Source organism: Dyella sp. BiH032 (assembly GCF_031954525.1).
Lineage (GTDB): Bacteria > Pseudomonadota > Gammaproteobacteria > Xanthomonadales > Rhodanobacteraceae > Dyella_D.
The window spans coordinates 1,506,081-1,524,919 of sequence record NZ_CP134867.1; the positions used below are offsets into that span (position 1 = coordinate 1,506,081).

The following is an 18,839-nucleotide window of genomic DNA, read 5'->3' on the forward strand; positions in this document are numbered from 1 at the left end:
AGATCGACCGGAAACGGCCAGGAACAGGGGGCTCCGCGCGCGGCCCGGGCCGGCGTCCTCACTACTCATCCCCCCGTCCGCACCGCCCACCCACCGCGCAACGAAGAGAAGCCTGAATGTCCCGAGTCCGTGTCCTGGTGATCGACGATTCCGCCCTGGTGCGGAAGCTGCTGACGACCATGCTGTCCTGCGATCCGATGATCGAGGTGGTGGGGACGGCGGCGGACCCGCTGATTGCGCGCGAAAAGATCAAGCAGCTGGAGCCGGACGTGCTCACGCTCGACGTGGAGATGCCGCGCATGGACGGCCTCACCTTCCTCGAGAATCTGATGCGCCTGCGGCCGATGCCGGTGGTGATGGTGTCCTCGCTGACCCAGCAGGGCGCGGAAGTGACCCTGCGCGCGCTGGAACTGGGCGCGGTGGACTTCTTCACCAAGCCCAGCAGCGACCTGGCCAGCACCTTCGCCGAGGGCGCGCAGGACATCTGCGCCAAGGTGAAGCTGGCCGCGCTGGCGCGCCCGCGCGTGCGCACCGCGGTGCGCAAGCTGGAAGTGGCGCCGCGGTTGAGCGCCGACGCGGTACTGCCGCGCGCGCAGACGCCGGATTCGCGCGGCGGCAGCCCGATCATCGCCATCGGCGCTTCCACCGGCGGCACCGAGGCGATTCGCGTGGTGCTGGAATCCATGCCGCCGGACGCGCCGCCGATCGTGATCACCCAGCACATCCCGGCCGCCTTCAGCGGCCCCTTCGCCGCGCGCATGGACAACTGCTCCGCGATGCGTGTGTGCGAGGCCCGCGACGGCCAGCCGATCCAGCCGGGCCATGCCTACATCGCGCCGGGCAGCCAGCACCTGCTGGTGATGTGGGACGGCGCCCGGCACGTGTGCCGCCTGCACGACGGCCCGCCGGTGAACCGCCACAAGCCCAGCGTGGACGTGCTGTTCCGCTCGATGGCCGCCACCGTGGGCCGCACCACCATCGCCGCGCTGCTCACCGGCATGGGCGACGACGGCGCCCGCGGCCTGCTCGAACTGAAGGAAGCCGGCGCCGCCACCGTGGTGCAGGACGAAGGCAGCTCGGTGGTGTGGGGCATGCCCGGCGCTGCCTGGAAGCTCGGCGCGGCCAGCGAGATGCTGCCGCTGGAACACATCGCCGCGCGCCTGCTGGAGCTGGCGCGCCAACCTCTCGTCGGCGCCGCGCGCGCCGCCATCCGCTGAACTGGACGCTGTCATGTCTGCCATTCCCGCCCCGTCCATCTTTCGCCTGCCGCTCGGCTTGAGCGTCAGCGCCGCCGCGCTGTTGCTGAGCCTGCTGTGGCATCCCGCCTGGCTGGCGCCGCTGGCGGTCGTTGGCGTCTCCGCCGCCTGGCTCATCGAGCAGCGCCGCACCCCGGCGCGCGTGGTGACCGTGCTGCCGCCGGCACAGGACACGGCACCGGTGCGCGAGGCGCTGGAAGACGTACGCGAGGCACTCGTCGACGAACTGGGCCACGCCGCGCGCGAACTGCACCAGGCGCTGGACCTGCTGCGCGATGCGGTGTCCGAACTGGGCGGCGGCTTCGACGGCCTGTCGCACAAGACCGGCCTGCAGCAGTCGCTGCTCAAGCAGATCATCGATGGGCAGAAGGACGGCGTGTCCGTGCAGGACTTCGCCGCGCGCACCAGCGACCTGCTGGAGCATTTCGTGGGCCTGATCGTGCAGCTGTCGCGCGACAGCCTGCGCATCGTCTACCGCATCGACGGCATGGCGAAGGAAATGGACGCGGTGTTCGGCCTGCTGAAGAACGTCAACACCATCGCCGAGGAAACCAACCTGCTGGCGCTCAACGCCTCGATCGAGGCGGCGCGCGCCGGCGAGGCGGGCAGGGGCTTCGCGGTGGTGGCCGGCGAGATCCGCAACCTCGCCAGCCATTCCAATCAGTTCAACGAGCAGATCGGCAGCCACGTCGAGCGCGCGCGCACCGCGATGGAACAACTGCGCGGGCTGGTCGGCGCGATGGCCTCGCAGGATCTCAACATGGCGCTGTCCACCAAGGGCGGCATCGACGCCATGCTGGCGCACGTCACCGAGAGCGACGCGCGCACCAGCCAGGTCGCCGACCAGGTGGTGGAGATCAACCGCGGCCTGGGCAGCGACGTGTCCACCACCATCCGCTCGCTGCAGTTCGAGGACATCCTGAGCCAGCTGATCAACCAGACGCGCACGCGCCTGGTCGAGCTGCAGGAAGTGACCGCCGATTGCACGCGCGACATCGAAGAACTGGCCTGCACCGACGTGGACGCCGCCGCCTTGGCCGAGCATGCCCAGCGCGTGCGCGCCCGCCTTTCCATGCAGCGCGAAAAGGCCCGGCTGCGCGCACGCGGTCCCGCCTTGCAGAACTCCATGGACGCCGGCGAGATCGAGCTGTTCTGAACGCCGGCGCCGCCCAAGGAAAAAGCCCATGAGCCTGACCATCCATCACGACAACGAACAAGATTGCCTGACCCTGCTGCTGGGCGAACGCTTCGACTTCACCGTCCACCGCGACTTTCACGATGCCTGCCTGAGCGGCCGCCCGGCGCGCAGCTATGTGATCGACCTGGGCGAAGTGAACAGCATGGACAGCTCCGCGCTGGGCATGCTGCTGCTGCTGCGTGAGCATGCAGGCGGCGAACGCTCGGAAATCCGCATCGTGAATGCGGGCAGCGAATTGCGCGGCACGCTGCGCGTGGCGGGTTTCGACCGGCTGTTCGTGCTGCACTGAGCGAAGCGCGGAACGGCGGGACGCCGGTGTTCCCGGCATGACGGGGCGGCTCGCGAGAGCCGCCTTTTTTCGTCGCGGCGATGCGGCAGCCGTTGTCGCGGATCTTCTTTCCACGCAAAAAAAGGCCCCTTGCGGGGCCGAAGAAAAACAGTGTTTCGGTACGTGGAACGCTTACCAGGTCTTCACTTCGGAGACGCTGACCGTGTAGTCCTGCATGTCGGACTCATAGCGGAACAGGCGGCCGAGGTCGAAGCTGACCGACTGGCCCGGGCCGATGTTGGCGGTACCGGCCGGCCAGCCCTGCTTGCTCTGCAGCACCTTGCCGCCGGCGTCCTTCGCCTCGATGCGGATCTGGGCCGCGGCGGGCGAGGCGCAGTGGTTGGTGAGCTGGCCGGCGAGGCTCAGGCGCATGCCGGTGCCGGAGCCGGTGGACTTCATCTTGAAGTCGGAGATGGCGAAATCGGTGGCGGAGCAGGCCGCATGCGAAGCGACCGGGGCCAATAGGAGCGCGGCGACGAGGAGGGTTTTCATGGGCGTATATCCGATCGATGGGAAATCGTTGTTGAGGAACGACGTCCTAGAAATCGGCAAGGCCGGCGGGAACTTTAGCCATGGGGGTCCCTGCTCCCGGCGGAAAGAAGGAGACTCCCCATGACGATGGCTTTCAGGCCGCCCAAAGGGCGGCGGGAATCAGGCGCTTATGCGGCCGTGCTCGATGAACCACAGCCCCGCGAACAGCTTGGGGTCCACCGAGTAACCCTCGGCCGCGCGGGCGAACAGCCAGGCGCCGGCTTCGCGGCGCGGCACTTCGTGGACCACGATGTTCTCGCTCTCGTCGCCGCCGCCCGGGCCGACCTTCTCCAGGTCCCAGGCGCGCACGAAGGCGATCATTTCGGTACTCATGCCGGAAGAGGACGGGCCTTCGTGCACGAACTCCACCCGCTGGCAGCGGTAGCCGGTCTCTTCCTCCAGCTCGCGCTGCGCCGCCAGCAGGGCGCTCTCGTCGTGGTGGCCGGCTTCGTCGCCGACCAGGCCGGCGGGCATCTCGATGGTGTTGCGCAGGATCGACACGCGGTACTGCTCGACGAACAGCACCTTGTCCTCGGGCGTCACCGCCAGGATGATCACCGCGCCGCCGGGGTTGTTGCGCTCGGCGTACTCCCAGCGGCCGCGCTTGCGCAGGCTCAGCCAGCGGCCTTCGTGGAGGGTCTCGACCGGTGCGGTGGCGTCGTGGGGAATGCGTTGGGCGGGCGCGTTCATGGAGGGCCATGGGCAGGAGGGAAGCCGGCATGGTGCCGCGCGGCCATGACCGCTACAACCGCTTCGGCGCGATCACTGCACCCGCTCTGCCTCCAGTTCCACCGGCACCGGCTTGATCCGCGTGGCCCAGGCCACGCCGGCCACCAGCAGGGCGATACCGAGCAGGGTCTGCGGGCCGGGGAACTGCCTGCGCAGGAAGAAGGCGTAGCTGAGCGCGGCGAGCGTTTCGAACACGATCAGCTGGCCGGCCAGCGCGGTGGGCAGGCGCTGGCTGGCTTCGTTCCAGCACAGCGTGCCAAACCAGGAGGCGAACAGGCCGATGGCTGCCATGAGCGCGATGAAGACAGCGGGCCGCGGACCCAAGGGCATGGGAAAACCGCTGCCGCCGGCAGCCATCGCCAGCCACAGCACCGCATAGCCGGCCAGCGCCAGCGGCAGCGTGGCCACGCCCTGGGCGGTGGCCCAGGTACGCGGGCTGCGGCCGGGGTGATGGCGCAGCCAGTCGGCGTTGCGCAAGGGATACCAGGTCCAGCACGCCACGGCGCCGAAGGCGAGCAGGGCCCCTGTGGCGTAGCGGCCCAGGTCGGCGCCGGCGTCTGCGCGCAGCGCGGCCAGTTCGGCCTGGTTGACGCAGGCGATGCCGGCGGCGATCAACGCCAGCGAAGGGGCCAGCCGCGGCCACGGCAGGCGGCCGTCGCGGCGTGCGTTGCGCAGGTTCGCGCTGATCGCGATCACCACCGGCAGCGTGCCGATGATCATGGTCGGCAGCGGCCCGCCCGCGCGCTGGATGGCGCTGGCCAGGCACAGGTAGTAGAGCAGGTTGCCGATCGCGGCGAGCTTGAGCGCTTCCACCCAGTCGGCGCGGCTGAGCTGGCGCAGCGCGGCGCGGTCCAGCCAGGCGAGCGGCAGCGCGATCAGGCCGAAGGCGAGGTAGCGGCCGACCGATTGCAGCGCGGCCGGGTATTCGGGCACCAGCAGCGGGCCGACGAAGACCAGGCCCCAGAGCAGGCCGGCGATCAAGGCGTAGAGCGTTCCCATCCACATGCCGCGCAGCATGGGGGCCGCGCGGGCGAGCCGTCTTGTACGAGATTGCTATCGCTGCAGCTGGCGCTGGTAGCGGGCGGGCGTGACGCCGTAGCGGCGCGCGAAGGCACGCGTGAGATGGGCCTGGTCCGCCAGTCCAGTGGCCGCCGCGACCTGCGCCGGTGCCTCGCCGGCGGTGAGCCGGCGCTTGGCTTCCGACAGGCGGAAGGCCATCAGCATCTGCTGCGGCGTGGCGTGGTGGCGGGCCTGGAACTGGCGCAGGAAGTGGAAAGGGCTGAGGCCGGCGACGGCGGCCAGCTCGTCCAGCGTGACGCGCTCGGCGAGGTGCGCGCGCAAATAGTCGATGACGCCGGCGAAGCGCGACGCGGCTTCGGGGCGCGCCCTGCGCGGGATGCGCGCGTGGTGGCGGAAGGCGTCCATCAACTGCAGCAGCAGGCTGTCGAAAGCCAGCGGCTCACGCGCAGCCCATAGCGCGTCGAGCAACGCGGTGACACGCCGCGCGCCGGTCGCGTCCTCGCTCACGACATCTCCGAACCACCAACCGCGTTCGCCGGTGACCTCGTCCACGACGGACGGCTCGATGTACACCATGCGGTACAGCCATCCGCCTTCGGTTTCTGCACGGCCGGTGTGCAGCTCGTCCGGATTCATCGTCACCAGGGAATCGGGCGGCGCGAGATGGTCGGCGCCGCGATAGCGAAAGCGCTCCACCCCGGCCTCGATCGCGCCCAGGCCGAAACCGTCGTGCACGTGCGGCTCGAAGGCATGGCGCACGATGTGCGCGCGGTACAGCTCGATACCCGCTCGGTGCGCAGGCAGGCGGAACTCCGCCTGGTCGGTCGGGTGGTTGAACTGGTGGGGGACGCCTTGCATGGGGGGGATGATGGCATGGTTTGGCGTGTTGCTCGGGGGAGCGTAGGTGGAGCGAGATAGAAGCTGCTTTGGACGGCCATGGTCGCGCTTGGTAGGGCGGTTGTAGCCACGTTTTCGCGAGCACCCGCCCCTCATCCCGCCTTCTCCCCGGAGGGGAGAAGGAGAAGTGCAGTACCGCGGCAAGCAGCCAACGACCCAACAAGAGCGAGCGAAGCGACGCTCCGTAACGCTCTTGATCTCCCGGGTTCCCTTCGCGGCGGTGAGGGCTGGACGATCAGGCCGCCAAAGGCGGGCGGGGACAGGACGTCCCCGCCTTTTCGATTCGGGCATGGATGCCCTGTCGAAAAGCCCGGCCAGCCCTCAACGCACCCGGAGCAGCGAAGGCTGCGGAGGGCGCCGCGCAGGGGGCCCTCTCTTTTTGGTTAGGCGGTGTCAATCTAGAAGTGCATCATCGATGGCCTGAGCGAGGTCATCGTGCCCCATGGCACGCATGAACATCTCCGCCGGACAGTGGTAGCCCAAGGTGGCTCGGGGCCGAAGGTTCATCTCCTGAGCGATGGCATCCAGCGCTCGCTGGCTATGCACGGACAGATCGGTGCCTTTAGGGAGGTACTGCCGCAGCAGGCCGTTGGTGTTTTCGCAGATGCCCCGCTGCCAGGGGCTGCGCGGATCGGCGAAATAAATGCTCAAGCCGGTACGTTCGGACAAGGTCTTGTACAGCGCCATTTCCTTGCCCTGGTCATAGGTCAGTGTCTGGCGAAGCTCCGGCGGCACGCCCTGGAAGGCGCGACTGAAGCCCTCCAGCGCCTCCTGGGCCGAACACCCCTTCATCTTGACCAGCTTCAGGAACAAAGTGCGTCGATCCACCAGCACCCCCACCGACGATCGGTTACGCGCCCCCTTGAGGAAGTCGCCTTCCCAATGGCCTGGTAACAGGCGCTCGTTGGCCTCCGGCGGGCGGTCATGAATACTCGGCAGATCCTGCATGCGGCCGCGCCGGTTCGCCCCTTGGCCACGCGGACGGCGTGCGCACTTGTGTTGGCGCAGCAAGGCCACCAGCTCACGCCGCAGTTCGCCACGCGGCATGGCATAAATCGCGGTGTAGATCGTCTCATGGGACACGTGTTTGGCCGGCTCGTCAGGATGCTGCCGGCGCAGTGTGCGGCTCACTTCTTGCGGTGACCAGCGGCGCGCTAACAGCTGGCGCACCAGGGGCCACAAGACCCCATCACGATGTAGCTTGCGCCGTCGGCGTGCCTTGCGCGCGAGCCGTCGAGCCCGCGCACCGGCACGGCGGGCGTCATAGCCAAGTGTCGGACGACCCATGCGCGGACGCTCCGCCGGTTCGCGGTGCCCATTACGCGCCAATTCCCGGGAAATCGTGCTAGCCGAACGGCCTAGCAGCCGTGCCAGCTGCCGAGCGCTCTCGCCGCGTGCCTTGCCCACCATGATCGCGCCCCGTTCTTCGGCGCTCAGATGGCTGTAATGCTGTCCCATGCATCACCGTGTCGTGGGGGTGGTGCACTTGATGTTAGAGACCGCCTTACTTTTTCTCTGGGCAAGCAGAGAAAAAGTAACTCGCTCTCCGGCAGGAGAGCGAAACCCTCGCCCCGCGAGGGGCGAGACACGACTGGCGACCACGTCGCGACAACCGAGCCATGTCGCTACTAGGTTCCGGCCTGCGCCGGAATGACGAGCATGGAGATGGCTAGGCTACGCCAGCGCCTTCAACCGTTGCCGCGTCAACGGCCCAAACCTCAACCGCTCACACAAATCCTCAAGAAGCGCCAACCTCGCCCCATTCCAAGCCAGCGCATCGGCAGCCATCGACACCGGCGCATCCAGCGCAATGCGGGTAAGGCGGCGGTACAACAGCGCCATCTCCCGATGCTCGCGCAGCTTCTGCGCGCAACTGGCGGCGCCCCGGATGCGCAGGAACGGCACCTCGTCCACGCGGTCGAGCAGCGCGTCGAGGCTGCCGAAATGGGACAGCAGCGCCGCCGCAGTCTTCGCGCCGATGCCCGGAACGCCGGGAATGTTGTCCACCGCGTCGCCGCACAGCGCGAGGTAATCCGCCACCTGGTGCGGGTGCACGCCGAGGCGCTCATGCACGCCGGACGGGCCCCAGCGCAGGTTGCGCGCGTAATCCCATTGTTCGTCGTGCTCGCCGAGCAACTGGCCGAAATCCTTGTCGGCGGACACGATCACGCCGCGGAAGCCATGGGCGCGCAGGCTCCACAGCGAGCTGCCGATCAGGTCGTCGGCTTCGTAGCTGTGGTCGATCAGCACCACCAGCCCGAGCGCGAGGGCGATTTCGCGGCACAGCACGAACTGGCGCTCGAGATCCGGCGGCGGCAACTCGCGGTTGGCCTTGTAGGCGGGATAGATCGCGTTGCGGAACGAAGTGGTGAGCGACGCGTCGAACGCCACCGCGATATGCGCCGGCCTGGTGCGTTCCAGCAGCTCGCACAGGAACCGGGTGAAGCCGTGCACCGCGTTGACGGGGTGGCCATCGACGTCGGTGAACTCGTCCGGCATCGAGTGCCAGGCGCGGAAGACGTACAGGCTTCCGTCGACAAGATGGGCGGCGGGGGCGCTCACGCCGTCCATGTGCCGAGCAGGTCGTCGAGGGCGGGGCGGTCGCGGTCCGGCACGTCCATCTGCGGCGTGCCGATGTGCACGAAGCCGGTCACGTGCTCGTGCGCGCCCAGTCCGAGCATGCGCGCCACTTCACCGTCATATGCGGCCCAGCCGGTGAGCCACTGCGCACCCAGGCCGAGCTGCGTGGCGCCCAGCACCAGGTTGTAGGCGACGCAGCCGGCGCTGAGCCGCTGCTCGATCTCCGGCACCTTGCTGCCGATGTCGATGCGCGCGACCACCACGACCACCACCGGCGCGAACGTATAGCGGCGGCGCTCCTTCTCGCGCTTGGAGTCCGGCAACGCCGGGTCGCGAGCCTCGGCCAGCACGGCCAGGCGCTCGCCGAAGCGCAGTTTGTCGTCGCCGCGCAGCAGCAGCAGGCGGAACGGGACCAGCTTGCCGTGGTCTGGCACGCGGATGGCCGCTTCCAGCAGCGCGCGCAGCGTCGCCTCGTCCGGCCCGGGCCCGCCGAGCTGGGCGACGGGCACGGAATGGCGTTGAAGCAGCGGCTGGAGCGGAGAAGACATCGAAGGATCCCGGAAACGCAAAGCGCTCATGCTACCCGCCGCGCGCCGGCGAGGCGACTCGCATCGCAGCGGGACACGCGTTTCGCTAGGCCGTCAGCGGCAGGCGGAACGAGCCGGGCAGCAGCGCCTTCACGGTGGTTTCCTGCGTCTTCCCGTGGAGGTTGGAGAGCACCACGGGCATGGCTTGGTCGCACAGTTCCGCCATCACCTGGCGGCAGGCGCCGCAGGGACTGATCGGGCCTTCGGTGTCGCCGATCACGGCCAGGCGGGCGAAGTCGCCTGGCTTGCAGCCCGCGGCGACGGCGGCGAACAGCGCGGTGCGCTCGGCGCAGTTGCACAGGCCGTAGGCGGCGTTCTCCACGTTGCAGCCGAGAAAATGGCGGCCGTCGCGCGTCACGAGCGCGGCCCCGACGAGGAAGCGGGAATAGGGAGCATAGGCCTGCTCGCGGGCCTGGCGGGCGAGCTCGAGCAGGTGGTCGGTCACGGGTTGCGCAGACACTTGGGATCTCCATCGGGGATCCCCGCGGCAACCCTGCGCTCGGGCGCCGGGCTGCCGGCGGTGGGCCAGTCTAGCGCCATCGGGCGCAGAGGGTGCAAGCCGGGCGGCCCGGGGGGCAGACGCCAACCCGTGCGGTTCTGTCGCTAAGATGCGGAGACCTTTCCGCAGGGGATGCACGATGCCGATCACCGTGGCCGCATTGCGAGAGACCGCCGCCGGCGAGCGCCGCGTGGCGATCACGCCCGAAGTGGCAAAGAAGCTGCGCGGCAAAGGGCTGCGCGTGCTGCTGGAGCACGGTGCCGGCGCGGCGGCCGGTTTCCCGGACGCCAGCTATGCCGAGGTGGAATTCGGTGACGCAGCCGCGGTGCAGGCGCAGGCGGACCTGCTGGCCTGCGTGCTTCCGCCGGACGATGCCGTGTGGGGCGGCCTGCGCGAGGGCGCGGTGGTGGTCGGTCAGCTGCGGCCGTACGGTGCGGCGGCACGGGTCGAGGCGATGGGGCGGCGCAGGCTCACCGCGTTCGCGCTGGAACTGCTGCCCCGCACCACGCGCGCGCAGGCCATGGACGTGCTCAGCTCGCAGGCCGCGGTGGCCGGTTATCGGGCGATGCTGATCGCGGCCGAGGCCGCGCCGAAGTTCTTCCCCATGCTCACCACCGCGGCAGGCACGATCCGGCCGTCGCGCGTGCTGGTGATCGGCGCCGGCGTCGCCGGCCTGCAGGCGATCGCCACGGCGCGCCGGCTGGGCGCGCAGACCGAAGGCTACGACGTGCGCCCGGAGACGCGCGAGCAAATCGAGTCGCTGGGCGCGAAGTTCCTGGATCTCGGCGTGAGTGCGGCCGGCAGCGGCGGCTACGCGCGCGAGCTCTCCGCCGAAGAGCGTGCCGCGCAGCAGAACGCGCTGGCCGAACATCTGAAGCTGGTCGACGTGATCGTGACGACCGCCGCAGTGCCAGGGCGCCCTTCGCCGAAGATTCTTTCGGCCGCGATGGTGGCGGGCATGAAGCCCGGCGCGCTGATCGTGGACCTCGCCGCCGAGGGCGGCGGCAACTGCGAACTGACGCGGCCCGGCGAGCGTGTGGAGCATGGCGGCGTGGTGGTCCTTGGCCCGCTCAACCTGCCGGCCGGCGCACCGTTGCACGCCTCGGAGATGTTCGCGCGCAACGTCTACAACTTCGTCGAGCTGCTGGTGAAGGATGGCGCGCTCGCTCCGGACTTCGAGGACGAGCTGGTGGCCAAGAGCTGCGTGACGCGCGCTGGCGAGGCGCATTTCCAAGGCTGATCGTCTTATTCGCCGTAAAAGAAAAAGCCCCGCATGCGCGGGGCTTTTTTCGTCAATGTCCGTGGCCGCCACGAGGTGGAGGCGGCGGGCCGAATCCACCCATCGGCCGCGGCATGCCCGGCGGTGGCGGGCGATGCGGCGGGATGCCGTGTTCCTGGCGGAACTGGCGCATCAGCTGCTGGCGCTGTTCGGGCGGCAGTTGCTGGTAGCGCTTGAAGGCATCGTGCAATTGGTCACGCTGCTCCGGACTGAGCTGCTGGAACTTGCGCATGTTTTCGCGCGCCTGATCGCGCTGCTCGGGCGTCATCTTCTGCCACTGCTCGATGCGCTCGCGGATTTCCTGGCGGCGCTCCGGCGGCAGCGTGCTCCATTGGTGGGCGCGGTCGAGCATGCGCGCCTGGCGCTCCGGCGGATAGTTGTTCCACTCGCCGCGCAGAGGGCCGAGCAGGTCGCGCTCGCCGGGAGAAAGGCTGTCCCAGGGGCGCGGACCCGGCGGCGGGCCGGGGGGCGGTCCGCCGGCGCCCGGCGGCGGGGGCGGAGGCATCTGTTGCGCCCAGGCGGGCGCCGCACCGATCCCCAGCAGGGCGGCCAGCAACAGGACGATCGCGATACGGCTAAGACGCATGGATCAGCGGCTCGCCTGGCTGGCGTCGTTGGTGGCCAGCCAGTCGTAGAAATCGAGGTTCTGCATCAGCGAGGGGTCCGTGTTGCTCAGGTCGGGCGGCAGGTCGCCGTCGGTCTCGGCGGTCTGCGCGCTGCTGGCGGCTTGTGCCGGCGCGTTGTCGCGCGATACCGGCGAGAACACCATGAGGGCGGCCAGCGCGATCGCGGCGAAGGCGCCGGCGGGCATCAGCCCGCGCACCAGGCGCGTATGGAGCGGCGCCGCGGCGGCGGCCAGGGCTTCGCGCCGCGCGGCGCGCAGGCGTCCGGCGGTGGCCGGATCGATGCGGCGTCCCGCTTCGCGGTACAGCGCGCGGGCGCGGTGTTCCAGGTGGTCGGGCGCAGTCATCGCCAATCCTCCAATTGGTCGCGCAGGTTGTGCATGGCGCGCGACAGATGGGTTTTCACGCTTCCTTCCGAGCAGCCCATGGCCTGGGCCGTTTCGGCCACGTCCAGGCCTTCCAGCACGCGCAGCATGAAGGCTTCGCGCTGGCGCTGCGGCAGCTTCTTCACCGCGGCGGCCATGTCCGTGTAGGACTGCGCGTCCTGCAGGCGGTCCAGCGGGCCGGGGCCGTTGTCCGCCGGCTCCCAGGCGGGCAGTTCGTCGCCGTCGTCGTCGCGTCCGCCTCCCAGCCAGCCGACCACGATCGAGCGCACCTTGCGGCGGCGCTGCAGGTCGACGATGCGGCGGCGGAGGATGCCCCAGAACAGCGGGGTCCATTCCTGTGCCGGCTTGTCGCGGTAGTTGCGGACCAGCCGCAGCATGGCGTCCTGCACGGCGTCCATGGCGTCCTCGCGATGGCCCAGGCTCATCTCGGCCAGGCGGAACGCCCGGCGCTCCACCTGGGCCAGGAAGGCGTCCAGCGAGGTCGGTACCGCCTGGGCGTCCTCGGCCAGCAGTTCCGTTTCGAGCGTGGAGACGGCACTGTTCATGGCGCGGTCGTCCGGTTCGTCGGATCGGGCATCCGGAGACTCCATCGGTTCGGCTCCCCGCCTCAACGCGGCACGCTCGCACGGGTTGACCCGCAACCGTATGATGCGCCGACAACCGCGGGTTGGCAGGGAGGGGTCATGATCGACGGGTTCCTGGCGCTTTACATCTTCATGCTGGCCGCGTTCACCGGCTACGAGATCATCGCGAGAGTGCCGGTGATCCTGCACACCCCGTTGATGTCCGGTTCCAATTTCGTGCACGGCATTGTGCTGGTTGGCGCCATGGTCGCGCTAGGGCATGCGACGACATCGCTGGAACTTGCGATCGGCTTCGTCGGCGTGCTGCTGGGCGCCGGCAACGCCGCGGGCGGTTACGTGGTGACCGAGCGCATGCTGGAGATGTTCAAGTCCAGCAAGCCCGGCGGCGGCAAGGAGGTCAAGTGATGGCCTGGCTGCCGACCTTGATCAAGGCCTGCTATTTCCTCGCGGCACTGCTGTTCATCCTGGGTCTCAAGCGCATGAGCTCGCCGCGTACCGCCCGCGGCGGCATCGTGTGGGCGGGCGTGGGCATGCTGGTGGCGGTGCTGGCGACCTTCGTGCTGCCGGACATGCACAACCGGCTGCTGATCCTGGTCGCGGTGCTGCTGGGCGTATCCGCGGCGTGGTGGTCGGGTCGCCGCGTAGCGATGACGGCGATGCCGCAGATGGTGGCGCTGTACAACGGCATGGGCGGCGGCGCCGCCGCGGCGATCGGTGCGGTCGAGCTGATCGGCTTCGCGGGCAGCAGCGTGACCTTGCTGGACGGCGGCCGCTTCACCGCCGACGGCGCCGCGCCGGGCACCGCGCAACTGGTGCTGGCGGTGCTGGGCGCGCTGATCGGTGCGGTGAGTTTTTCCGGTTCCTTGATCGCGTTCGCCAAGCTGCAGGGCTGGCTGGACCGGCGCTTCGTGTTCCCCGGGCAGCGCGCGGTCAACCTGCTGGTGCTCGCAGCGGCGGTGGCGATCGGCGCGGCGCTCGCCTGCGGGCAGTTGAGCATGGGGCTGATCGTGGCGTTCTTCGCGCTGGCCCTGTTGTTCGGCCTGATGATGACGCTGCCGATCGGCGGAGCCGACATGCCAGTCGTGATTTCGCTCTACAACGCATTCACCGGACTGGCGGTGGCGTTCGAGGGTTTCGTGCTGCAGAACGAGGCGATGATCATCGCCGGCACCGTGGTCGGCGCGGCCGGCACGCTGCTGACGCAGTTGATGGCGAGGGCGATGAACCGTTCGCTGGGCAATGTGCTGTTCGGCAACTTCGGCGCGACGGGCGCGGCGGCGCAGGCTATCGCCGGCGCCCAGAAACCGGTCGAGGCGGCGGACGCGGCCGTGATGATGGCCTACGCCGAGCGCGTGGTGATCGTGCCGGGCTACGGCATGGCGGTGGCGCAGGCGCAGCACAAGGTGTGGGAGTTCGCGCAGCTGCTGATCGCCCGCGGGGTGAAGGTGAAGTTCGCCATCCATCCGGTGGCGGGCCGCATGCCCGGCCATATGAACGTGCTGCTGGCCGAGGCCGGCGTGCCGTACGACCTGATCGCCGACATGGACGACATCAATCCGGAGTTTCCGGCCACTGACGTGGTGCTGGTGATCGGCGCCAACGACGTGGTGAACCCGGTGGCGAAGACCGATCCGGCGTCGCCGATCTATGGCATGCCGATCCTGGACGTGGCCAGCGCCAGGCAAGTGATCGTGGTCAAGCGTGGCAAGGGCACCGGCTTTGCCGGCATCGAGAATGCGCTCTTCTACGCGGACAACGCCCGCATGCTGTACGGCGACGGCCAGGCTGCCGCGGGACAGCTGGTGGCGGAGCTGAAGACGCTGGACGCCTGAGGCTTCGCCTCAGGCCGGGCGGCGCGGTGCGGCCCGCCACGCCACCCAGGCGGACAGCGCGATGCCCGCGGCGAACCAGGCCAGGTCGGCGCCGGTGAGGTTCAGGCGCACCAGGTCGAGCAGCAAGCCGGTGCCGGCCGTCTTCAGGGCGTCCACCAGCCCCATGCCCATCAGGCCAGCCACACGCGCGGCGGCGGTGAGCACTCCTACGTAGACGCAGGCCAGTGCCGTGGCCAGGGCGGCCAGCAGGGCCGCGCCGCGCGGTTCGGGGCGTACCCAGCCGCGGATCATCCGGCCCAGCACCCAGCCTACCGCCAGTGCCAGCCAGGGCAGCACATGCTGGAAGAACAGGGTGGGCACCATCCACACGGCGCCGAAAGCCAGCCCCAGCATCACGGTGCTGACCAGGGCGAAGAGGGCGGAGAGCAGCGCGCGCGCGCTCATGAGGGGCGGTGACCGGAAGCTGGCACGAGGGCTCTTCCCTGAGGGTGAAAGCCGGGGATGATACCGCCCCATGCACTTGAGATCGCCCCGGGACGACCTGATCTGAGGGAGCGGGCTGCATAATAGGCAGCTTGGTCCGGCGCACTGCCGTGCCTTCGACATCGATTCGCAGGATCGGCATGAGCGGTTTCAGTCTTAGCAGCGAACCTTTCACCCTGGAGCGCGATTGCGACGCCGTGATGGTGCCGCAGGGGGAGACGGTGACCCTGCCGGCCGGACAGGTCGGCTACATCACCCAGGCGCTCGGCGGCAGCTTCACGGTGTACGTGGAGGGCAACCTGTTCCGTATCGCCGGCAAGGACGCGGATGCGCTGGGCAAGGAGCCGCCGCCGCCGATCGAGCTGCCGGACAACGCCACCGACGCCGACGTGGAAAAGCTCGTGTGGCAGCAGCTGCGCACCGTGTTCGACCCGGAGATCCCGGTGAATGTGGTGGAACTGGGCCTGGTGTACGACGTCAGCCTCGACCCGGTCGATGGGGGCCGCAAGGTGTACGTCAAGATGACGCTCACCGCGCCCGGCTGCGGCATGGGCGACATCCTGATCGACGATGCGCGCACCAAGCTCGAGCTGATCCCCACCGTGAAGGAAGCGGACGTGGACCTGGTGTTCGATCCGCCATGGAATCACTCGATGATGTCGGAGATCGCCAAGCTCGAAACCGGCATGCTCTGAGGCGTTTTTCGCCGCAGTGCGATAGGAAAAACGCCTAGGAAAAAAGCGCCCCTCGCGGCGCTTTTTTTGTGGGTTGCGACACGGACTGCGCGAGCGTTTCCTGGATGCGAAGCTCGTTCGATAGTCGCGGCTGAAACCATTATTCAGCGACCATTTATCTCCGGGCGAAGGCGCGCTGAGCGGGCCTTCGTTTCAAACGCAAGAAATCGAGGCGGCCATATCGATATGTCCGGGTGGCATGTGCCGCCGTCATCGCTCACACGCGCCGGACAGGTGCACGACTATGCGCGCCGCGCGCTTCGCGTCGCAAAAAATTACTGGGCGAAGAGTGCTGAAGAACACGTTTCTCGCGGCGTTTTCGCGTGCATTGACGAAGTCCTAGGTGCCGCTTAGCGTCGATGAATCCGTCGCCGTGGAGGTTGACGGATGACCCCAAGGCGGCGTTCCGCGCGGTAGCGGCGCCGTCCAAGAAGCGAGTCCGGCAGGTTGGGTCAAGGAGCAGACCGGGGGACAGCCGGCCGGGCGTTCATCACGGATCGCTGGGCAAACACACCAAAGGGCGCCGTGCCCAAGCACGGCAATTCACATGGGGCCGCTCGGGCCGCATAGGGTCCGTTCGTCCCTGAAAAATATCTGGGGAGTCAAGGAATGAGCAACAAGAAACACGCGTGGGGCATCACCACGGGGTATCGCAAGGCACTGCTGCCGGTCGCCGTTTCGATGGCGATGCTAGCCGGCTCGGCGCAGGCCGCCGACAGCTGGGTAGTCACCAAGACCCATCCGGCCATCCAGAAGAATGCCGCCGCCGGCGTGACCACCATGGCCGCGGGCACGGCCGGTCCGTCGTGGACGATCAACATGCGCGGCTATCCGAGCGTGCAGGATGCGGCGGTCACGCCGCTGGAGCAGAGCAAGCCGCTGCACGTCGCGGTGAGCCTGAAGCTGCGCAACGCGGCGCAGCTGCAGCAGTTCCTGCACGAGCTGGCCACGCCGGGCAGCGCGCACTACGGCAAGTACCTGACGCCGGACCAGTTCAAGGCGGCCTACGCGCCGACCGAGCAGCAGGTGCAAGCTGTGGTGGCGCATCTGCGCGCCGCCGGCTTCAACAACATCACCGTGTCGCCGAACAACCTGCTGGTCGAGGCGGACGGCAATGCCGGCCACGTGCAGGCGGCCTTTCGCACCACCATGAAGCAGTTCCAGTTCCGCGGGCGCCAGCGCATCGCCAATGACGGCGAAGTGCAGGTGCCGGCCGCGCTGGGCGACACCGTCGAGGCGGTGCTGGGCCTGCAGGACGTGAGCGTGAAGCACACGATGCACCACGTGCTGAGGGAGCTGACCCCGGCCGAGATCCATCCCAATGCGACCACCGCCAGCGTCACCAGCCACAACCCGAAGGATTTCCCGGCGATCTACGACGCCGGCAGCACGCCGACCGCCTCCAACACCAAGGTCGGCATCATCACCTGGGGTTCCACCACCACCACCATCAACGACCTGAAGACCTTCACCACGAACGCCGGCCTGCCGACCACGACCACGCAGACGGTGAAAGTGGGCACGGCCACGCTGTGGGACGACACCGATGCCGACGGCGAGTGGAACCTGGACAGCCAGACCATCGTCGGCACCACCGGCGGCGTGCAGACGCTGATCTTCTATACCGCCGCGAACGGCACCAACAACGCTTCGCTCACCGACGCGGGCATCACCGCGGCCTACAACAAGGCGGTGACGGACAACGTCGTCAAGGTGGTCAACGTGTCGCTGGGCGAGGACGAGACGGCCGCGCACAACGCGGGCACCCAGGCCGCCGACGACAATGTGTTCCAGCAGGCGGTGGCGCAGGGCCAGACCTTCTCGATCTCCTCGGGCGACGAGGGCGTGTACGAATCGCAGGGCGGCATCCTGACCAACTCGTCCGGCACGGTCACGGCCAATCTCAGCTCTTACTCGGTGAGCGAGCCGGCGGCCTCGCCTTACGTGGTCGCGGTGGGCGGCACCACGCTGTCGACCAATGGCACGACCTGGGCTGGCGAGACGGTGTGGAACGAAGGCCTGGCGACGGTCAGTTCCACGGATACGCGCAAGCGCCTGTGGGCGACCGGCGGCGGCGTCAGCTCGTTCGAGACCGCGCCGAGCTGGCAGACCGCGGCGCTGGGTTCCTCGGTGACCAAGCGCGTGCTGCCGGACGTGGCGTTCGACGCGGCGCAGTCCAGCGGTGCGCAGATCGTCTACCAGGGCAGTACGTATGCCATTGGCGGCACCAGCCTGGCCTCGCCGATCTTCGTGGGCGTGTGGGCGCGCCTGCAGTCGGCCAACGGCAATGCGCTGCCGTTCCCGACTTCGAAGTTCTACAGCGACTTCCCGAACCATCCCGAGCTGCTGCATGACGTGACGTCGGGTAACAACGGCTACAACGGCTACGGCTACAACGCGGGCACCGGTTGGGACTACACCACCGGTTTTGGCAGCCTGGACATCGCCAAGCTCAATGCCTATGCGGCGGCGAACTGGGTGTCCGGCGGCAGCACCGGCGGCACGCCGACGGCCAACTTCAGCTTCGTCACCAGTGGCCTGACCGCCACCTTCTCCGACAGCTCCACCGACAGCGGCGGCACCATTGGCTCGCACTCGTGGACTTTCGGCGACGGCGGCACCTCCACCGCCACCAACCCGAGCCACACCTACGCGGCCGCCGGCACCTACACGGTGACCGAGACGGTGACCGACAGCACCAGCGGCAAGACCAGCTCCAAGAGCTCGTCGGTGACGGTCAGCGGCAGCGGCGGCGGCGCGACCCAGCTGCTGGGCAACCCGGGCTTCGAGACCGGCACGGCCTCACCGTGGTCGATCAGCTCCGGCGCACTGTGCAGCAATAGCGGCTGCAGCGGCGAAACCGCGCATGGCGGCACCTGGTTCACCTGGCTGGACGGCTACGGCAGCAGCCATACCGACACTGTCTCGCAATCGGTGGCCATCCCCAGCGGCAAGGCCTCCGCGACGCTGACGTTCTACCTGCACGTCGACACGGCCGAGACCACCACCTCGACCGCGTACGACAAGCTCAACGTGCAGGTGCTCAACAGCAGCGGCACGGTGCTGAAGACGCTGGCGACGTACTCCAACCTCAATGCGGGGTCGGGCTATGCGCAGAAGACCTTCGACCTGAGCGCGTACATCGGCCAGACCGTGACCATCAAGTTCACGGGCACCGAGGACAGCTCGCTGCAGACCTCGTTCGTGCTGGACGACGTCAACCTCAACGTGCAGTGAGAAAGTGAAAAAGGGGCCCGGTCGACGACCGGGCCCCTTTTCTTTTCGATGTGGGT

At 68.5% G+C, this 18,839-nt stretch carries 20 protein-coding genes; 8 read left to right on the forward strand and 12 right to left on the reverse strand.

Going from position 1 to position 18,839, the window contains the following annotated elements; translation table 11 throughout:
- The first annotated feature begins 116 nt into the window (after positions 1-116).
- The 3 genes from RKE25_RS06570 to RKE25_RS06580 are packed head-to-tail and all read left to right on the forward strand — an operon-like array spanning position 117 to position 2,743.
- Complete coding sequence (locus RKE25_RS06570; protein ID WP_311841451.1) at positions 117-1,217, forward strand: chemotaxis response regulator protein-glutamate methylesterase; 1,101 nt, start codon at positions 117-119, stop codon at positions 1,215-1,217.
- Between the two features lie 13 nt (positions 1,218-1,230).
- Positions 1,231-2,412 carry a methyl-accepting chemotaxis protein gene (locus tag RKE25_RS06575; protein ID WP_311841452.1) on the forward strand — a complete coding sequence of 394 codons (1,182 nt, stop codon included), beginning with the start codon at positions 1,231-1,233 and terminating at the stop codon, positions 2,410-2,412.
- Positions 2,413-2,440: 28 nt separating this feature from the next.
- Entirely contained in the window at positions 2,441-2,743 is a 303-nt protein-coding gene (locus RKE25_RS06580) for an STAS domain-containing protein (RefSeq protein WP_311841453.1), read from the forward strand.
- Positions 2,744-2,914: 171 nt separating this feature from the next.
- On the opposite strand, the gene RKE25_RS06585 is transcribed toward RKE25_RS06580, so the two are convergent.
- From RKE25_RS06585 to cdd, 8 genes are all read right to left on the reverse strand, one after another.
- A complete protein-coding gene (locus tag RKE25_RS06585; protein WP_311841454.1) occupies positions 2,915-3,274 on the reverse strand; it encodes a hypothetical protein in 360 nt (119 codons plus the stop codon).
- Between the two features lie 159 nt (positions 3,275-3,433).
- Positions 3,434-4,003, reverse strand: coding sequence for an NUDIX hydrolase (locus tag RKE25_RS06590; protein WP_311841455.1), 570 nt, complete (start codon positions 4,001-4,003; stop codon positions 3,434-3,436).
- A gap of 72 nt (positions 4,004-4,075) precedes the next feature.
- On the reverse strand, positions 4,076-5,059 hold the full coding sequence (locus RKE25_RS06595) for a DMT family transporter (RefSeq protein WP_311841456.1): 984 nt from the start codon (positions 5,057-5,059) through the stop codon (positions 4,076-4,078).
- Between the two features lie 36 nt (positions 5,060-5,095).
- Positions 5,096-5,920 carry an AraC family transcriptional regulator gene (locus tag RKE25_RS06600; protein ID WP_311841457.1) on the reverse strand — a complete coding sequence of 275 codons (825 nt, stop codon included), beginning with the start codon at positions 5,918-5,920 and terminating at the stop codon, positions 5,096-5,098.
- 432 nt (positions 5,921-6,352) lie between these two features.
- Positions 6,353-7,417, reverse strand: a complete 1,065-nt coding sequence (locus RKE25_RS06605; protein WP_311838249.1) for an IS30 family transposase — start codon at positions 7,415-7,417, stop codon at positions 6,353-6,355.
- 216 nt (positions 7,418-7,633) lie between these two features.
- Positions 7,634-8,530, reverse strand: a complete 897-nt coding sequence (locus RKE25_RS06610) for a 5'-3' exonuclease H3TH domain-containing protein (protein ID WP_311841458.1) — start codon at positions 8,528-8,530, stop codon at positions 7,634-7,636.
- Positions 8,518-9,087 carry a nitroreductase gene (locus tag RKE25_RS06615; RefSeq protein ID WP_311841459.1) on the reverse strand — a complete coding sequence of 190 codons (570 nt, stop codon included), beginning with the start codon at positions 9,085-9,087 and terminating at the stop codon, positions 8,518-8,520. The genes RKE25_RS06610 and RKE25_RS06615 overlap by 13 nt, the downstream gene beginning before the upstream one ends.
- Positions 9,088-9,172: 85 nt before the next feature.
- Entirely contained in the window at positions 9,173-9,586 is a 414-nt protein-coding gene (cdd, locus tag RKE25_RS06620) for a cytidine deaminase (protein WP_311841460.1), read from the reverse strand.
- Positions 9,587-9,764: 178 nt separating this feature from the next.
- On the opposite strand from cdd, the gene RKE25_RS06625 reads away from it, so the two are divergent.
- Positions 9,765-10,865 (forward strand): NAD(P) transhydrogenase subunit alpha, encoded by a 1,101-nt coding sequence (locus tag RKE25_RS06625; RefSeq protein WP_311841461.1) that lies wholly within the window; start codon positions 9,765-9,767, stop codon positions 10,863-10,865.
- A gap of 52 nt (positions 10,866-10,917) precedes the next feature.
- On the opposite strand, the gene RKE25_RS06630 is transcribed toward RKE25_RS06625, so the two are convergent.
- The 3 genes from RKE25_RS06630 to RKE25_RS06640 are packed head-to-tail and all read right to left on the reverse strand — an operon-like array spanning position 10,918 to position 12,458.
- Positions 10,918-11,490, reverse strand: a complete 573-nt coding sequence (locus RKE25_RS06630; protein WP_311841462.1) for a DUF3106 domain-containing protein — start codon at positions 11,488-11,490, stop codon at positions 10,918-10,920.
- Between the two features lie 3 nt (positions 11,491-11,493).
- Positions 11,494-11,874 carry a hypothetical protein gene (locus RKE25_RS06635; protein ID WP_311841463.1) on the reverse strand — a complete coding sequence of 127 codons (381 nt, stop codon included), beginning with the start codon at positions 11,872-11,874 and terminating at the stop codon, positions 11,494-11,496.
- On the reverse strand, positions 11,871-12,458 hold the full coding sequence (locus RKE25_RS06640) for an RNA polymerase sigma factor (protein WP_311841464.1): 588 nt from the start codon (positions 12,456-12,458) through the stop codon (positions 11,871-11,873). Before RKE25_RS06640 ends, RKE25_RS06635 begins: the two co-directional genes overlap by 4 nt.
- Positions 12,459-12,596: 138 nt before the next feature.
- On the opposite strand from RKE25_RS06640, the gene RKE25_RS06645 reads away from it, so the two are divergent.
- Positions 12,597-12,902: an NAD(P) transhydrogenase subunit alpha gene (locus RKE25_RS06645; protein WP_311841465.1), complete on the forward strand. Its 306-nt coding sequence runs from the start codon at positions 12,597-12,599 to the stop codon at positions 12,900-12,902.
- Positions 12,902-14,329 carry an NAD(P)(+) transhydrogenase (Re/Si-specific) subunit beta gene (locus RKE25_RS06650; protein WP_311841466.1) on the forward strand — a complete coding sequence of 476 codons (1,428 nt, stop codon included), beginning with the start codon at positions 12,902-12,904 and terminating at the stop codon, positions 14,327-14,329. The genes RKE25_RS06645 and RKE25_RS06650 overlap by 1 nt, the downstream gene beginning before the upstream one ends.
- Positions 14,330-14,338: 9 nt before the next feature.
- Here RKE25_RS06650 and RKE25_RS06655 read toward each other — a convergent pair whose 3' ends face one another.
- A complete protein-coding gene (locus tag RKE25_RS06655; protein ID WP_311841467.1) occupies positions 14,339-14,773 on the reverse strand; it encodes a hypothetical protein in 435 nt (144 codons plus the stop codon).
- Positions 14,774-14,952: 179 nt separating this feature from the next.
- On the opposite strand from RKE25_RS06655, the gene sufT reads away from it, so the two are divergent.
- Both sufT and RKE25_RS06665 read left to right on the forward strand, forming a co-directional pair.
- Positions 14,953-15,507: a putative Fe-S cluster assembly protein SufT gene (gene sufT, locus RKE25_RS06660; RefSeq protein WP_311841468.1), complete on the forward strand. Its 555-nt coding sequence runs from the start codon at positions 14,953-14,955 to the stop codon at positions 15,505-15,507.
- A 648-nt stretch (positions 15,508-16,155) separates the two neighbouring features.
- A complete protein-coding gene (locus RKE25_RS06665; RefSeq protein ID WP_311841469.1) occupies positions 16,156-18,783 on the forward strand; it encodes a protease pro-enzyme activation domain-containing protein in 2,628 nt (875 codons plus the stop codon).
- Positions 18,784-18,839 lie beyond the last annotated feature (56 nt).

What these genes read in the sequence shown, in the direction of transcription:
- RKE25_RS06590 (WP_311841455.1), bottom strand. Translation starts at nt 4,003, where the DNA reads ATGAACGCGCCCGCCCAACGCATTCCCCACGACGCCACCGCACCGGTC.
- RKE25_RS06615 (WP_311841459.1), bottom strand. Translation starts at nt 9,087, where the DNA reads ATGTCTTCTCCGCTCCAGCCGCTGCTTCAACGCCATTCCGTGCCCGTC.
- sufT (WP_311841468.1), top strand. Translation starts at nt 14,953, where the DNA reads ATGAGCGGTTTCAGTCTTAGCAGCGAACCTTTCACCCTGGAGCGCGAT.
- RKE25_RS06640 (WP_311841464.1), bottom strand. Translation starts at nt 12,458, where the DNA reads ATGAACAGTGCCGTCTCCACGCTCGAAACGGAACTGCTGGCCGAGGAC.
- RKE25_RS06595 (WP_311841456.1), bottom strand. Translation starts at nt 5,059, where the DNA reads ATGCTGCGCGGCATGTGGATGGGAACGCTCTACGCCTTGATCGCCGGC.
- RKE25_RS06665 (WP_311841469.1), top strand. Translation starts at nt 16,156, where the DNA reads ATGAGCAACAAGAAACACGCGTGGGGCATCACCACGGGGTATCGCAAG.
- RKE25_RS06650 (WP_311841466.1), top strand. Translation starts at nt 12,902, where the DNA reads ATGGCCTGGCTGCCGACCTTGATCAAGGCCTGCTATTTCCTCGCGGCA.
- RKE25_RS06585 (WP_311841454.1), bottom strand. Translation starts at nt 3,274, where the DNA reads ATGAAAACCCTCCTCGTCGCCGCGCTCCTATTGGCCCCGGTCGCTTCG.
- RKE25_RS06610 (WP_311841458.1), bottom strand. Translation starts at nt 8,530, where the DNA reads ATGGACGGCGTGAGCGCCCCCGCCGCCCATCTTGTCGACGGAAGCCTG.
- RKE25_RS06625 (WP_311841461.1), top strand. Translation starts at nt 9,765, where the DNA reads ATGCCGATCACCGTGGCCGCATTGCGAGAGACCGCCGCCGGCGAGCGC.
- RKE25_RS06605 (WP_311838249.1), bottom strand. Translation starts at nt 7,417, where the DNA reads ATGGGACAGCATTACAGCCATCTGAGCGCCGAAGAACGGGGCGCGATC.
- RKE25_RS06600 (WP_311841457.1), bottom strand. Translation starts at nt 5,920, where the DNA reads ATGCAAGGCGTCCCCCACCAGTTCAACCACCCGACCGACCAGGCGGAG.
- RKE25_RS06635 (WP_311841463.1), bottom strand. Translation starts at nt 11,874, where the DNA reads ATGACTGCGCCCGACCACCTGGAACACCGCGCCCGCGCGCTGTACCGC.
- RKE25_RS06645 (WP_311841465.1), top strand. Translation starts at nt 12,597, where the DNA reads ATGATCGACGGGTTCCTGGCGCTTTACATCTTCATGCTGGCCGCGTTC.
- RKE25_RS06575 (WP_311841452.1), top strand. Translation starts at nt 1,231, where the DNA reads ATGTCTGCCATTCCCGCCCCGTCCATCTTTCGCCTGCCGCTCGGCTTG.
- RKE25_RS06580 (WP_311841453.1), top strand. Translation starts at nt 2,441, where the DNA reads ATGAGCCTGACCATCCATCACGACAACGAACAAGATTGCCTGACCCTG.
- RKE25_RS06655 (WP_311841467.1), bottom strand. Translation starts at nt 14,773, where the DNA reads ATGAGCGCGCGCGCGCTGCTCTCCGCCCTCTTCGCCCTGGTCAGCACC.
- RKE25_RS06570 (WP_311841451.1), top strand. Translation starts at nt 117, where the DNA reads ATGTCCCGAGTCCGTGTCCTGGTGATCGACGATTCCGCCCTGGTGCGG.
- RKE25_RS06630 (WP_311841462.1), bottom strand. Translation starts at nt 11,490, where the DNA reads ATGCGTCTTAGCCGTATCGCGATCGTCCTGTTGCTGGCCGCCCTGCTG.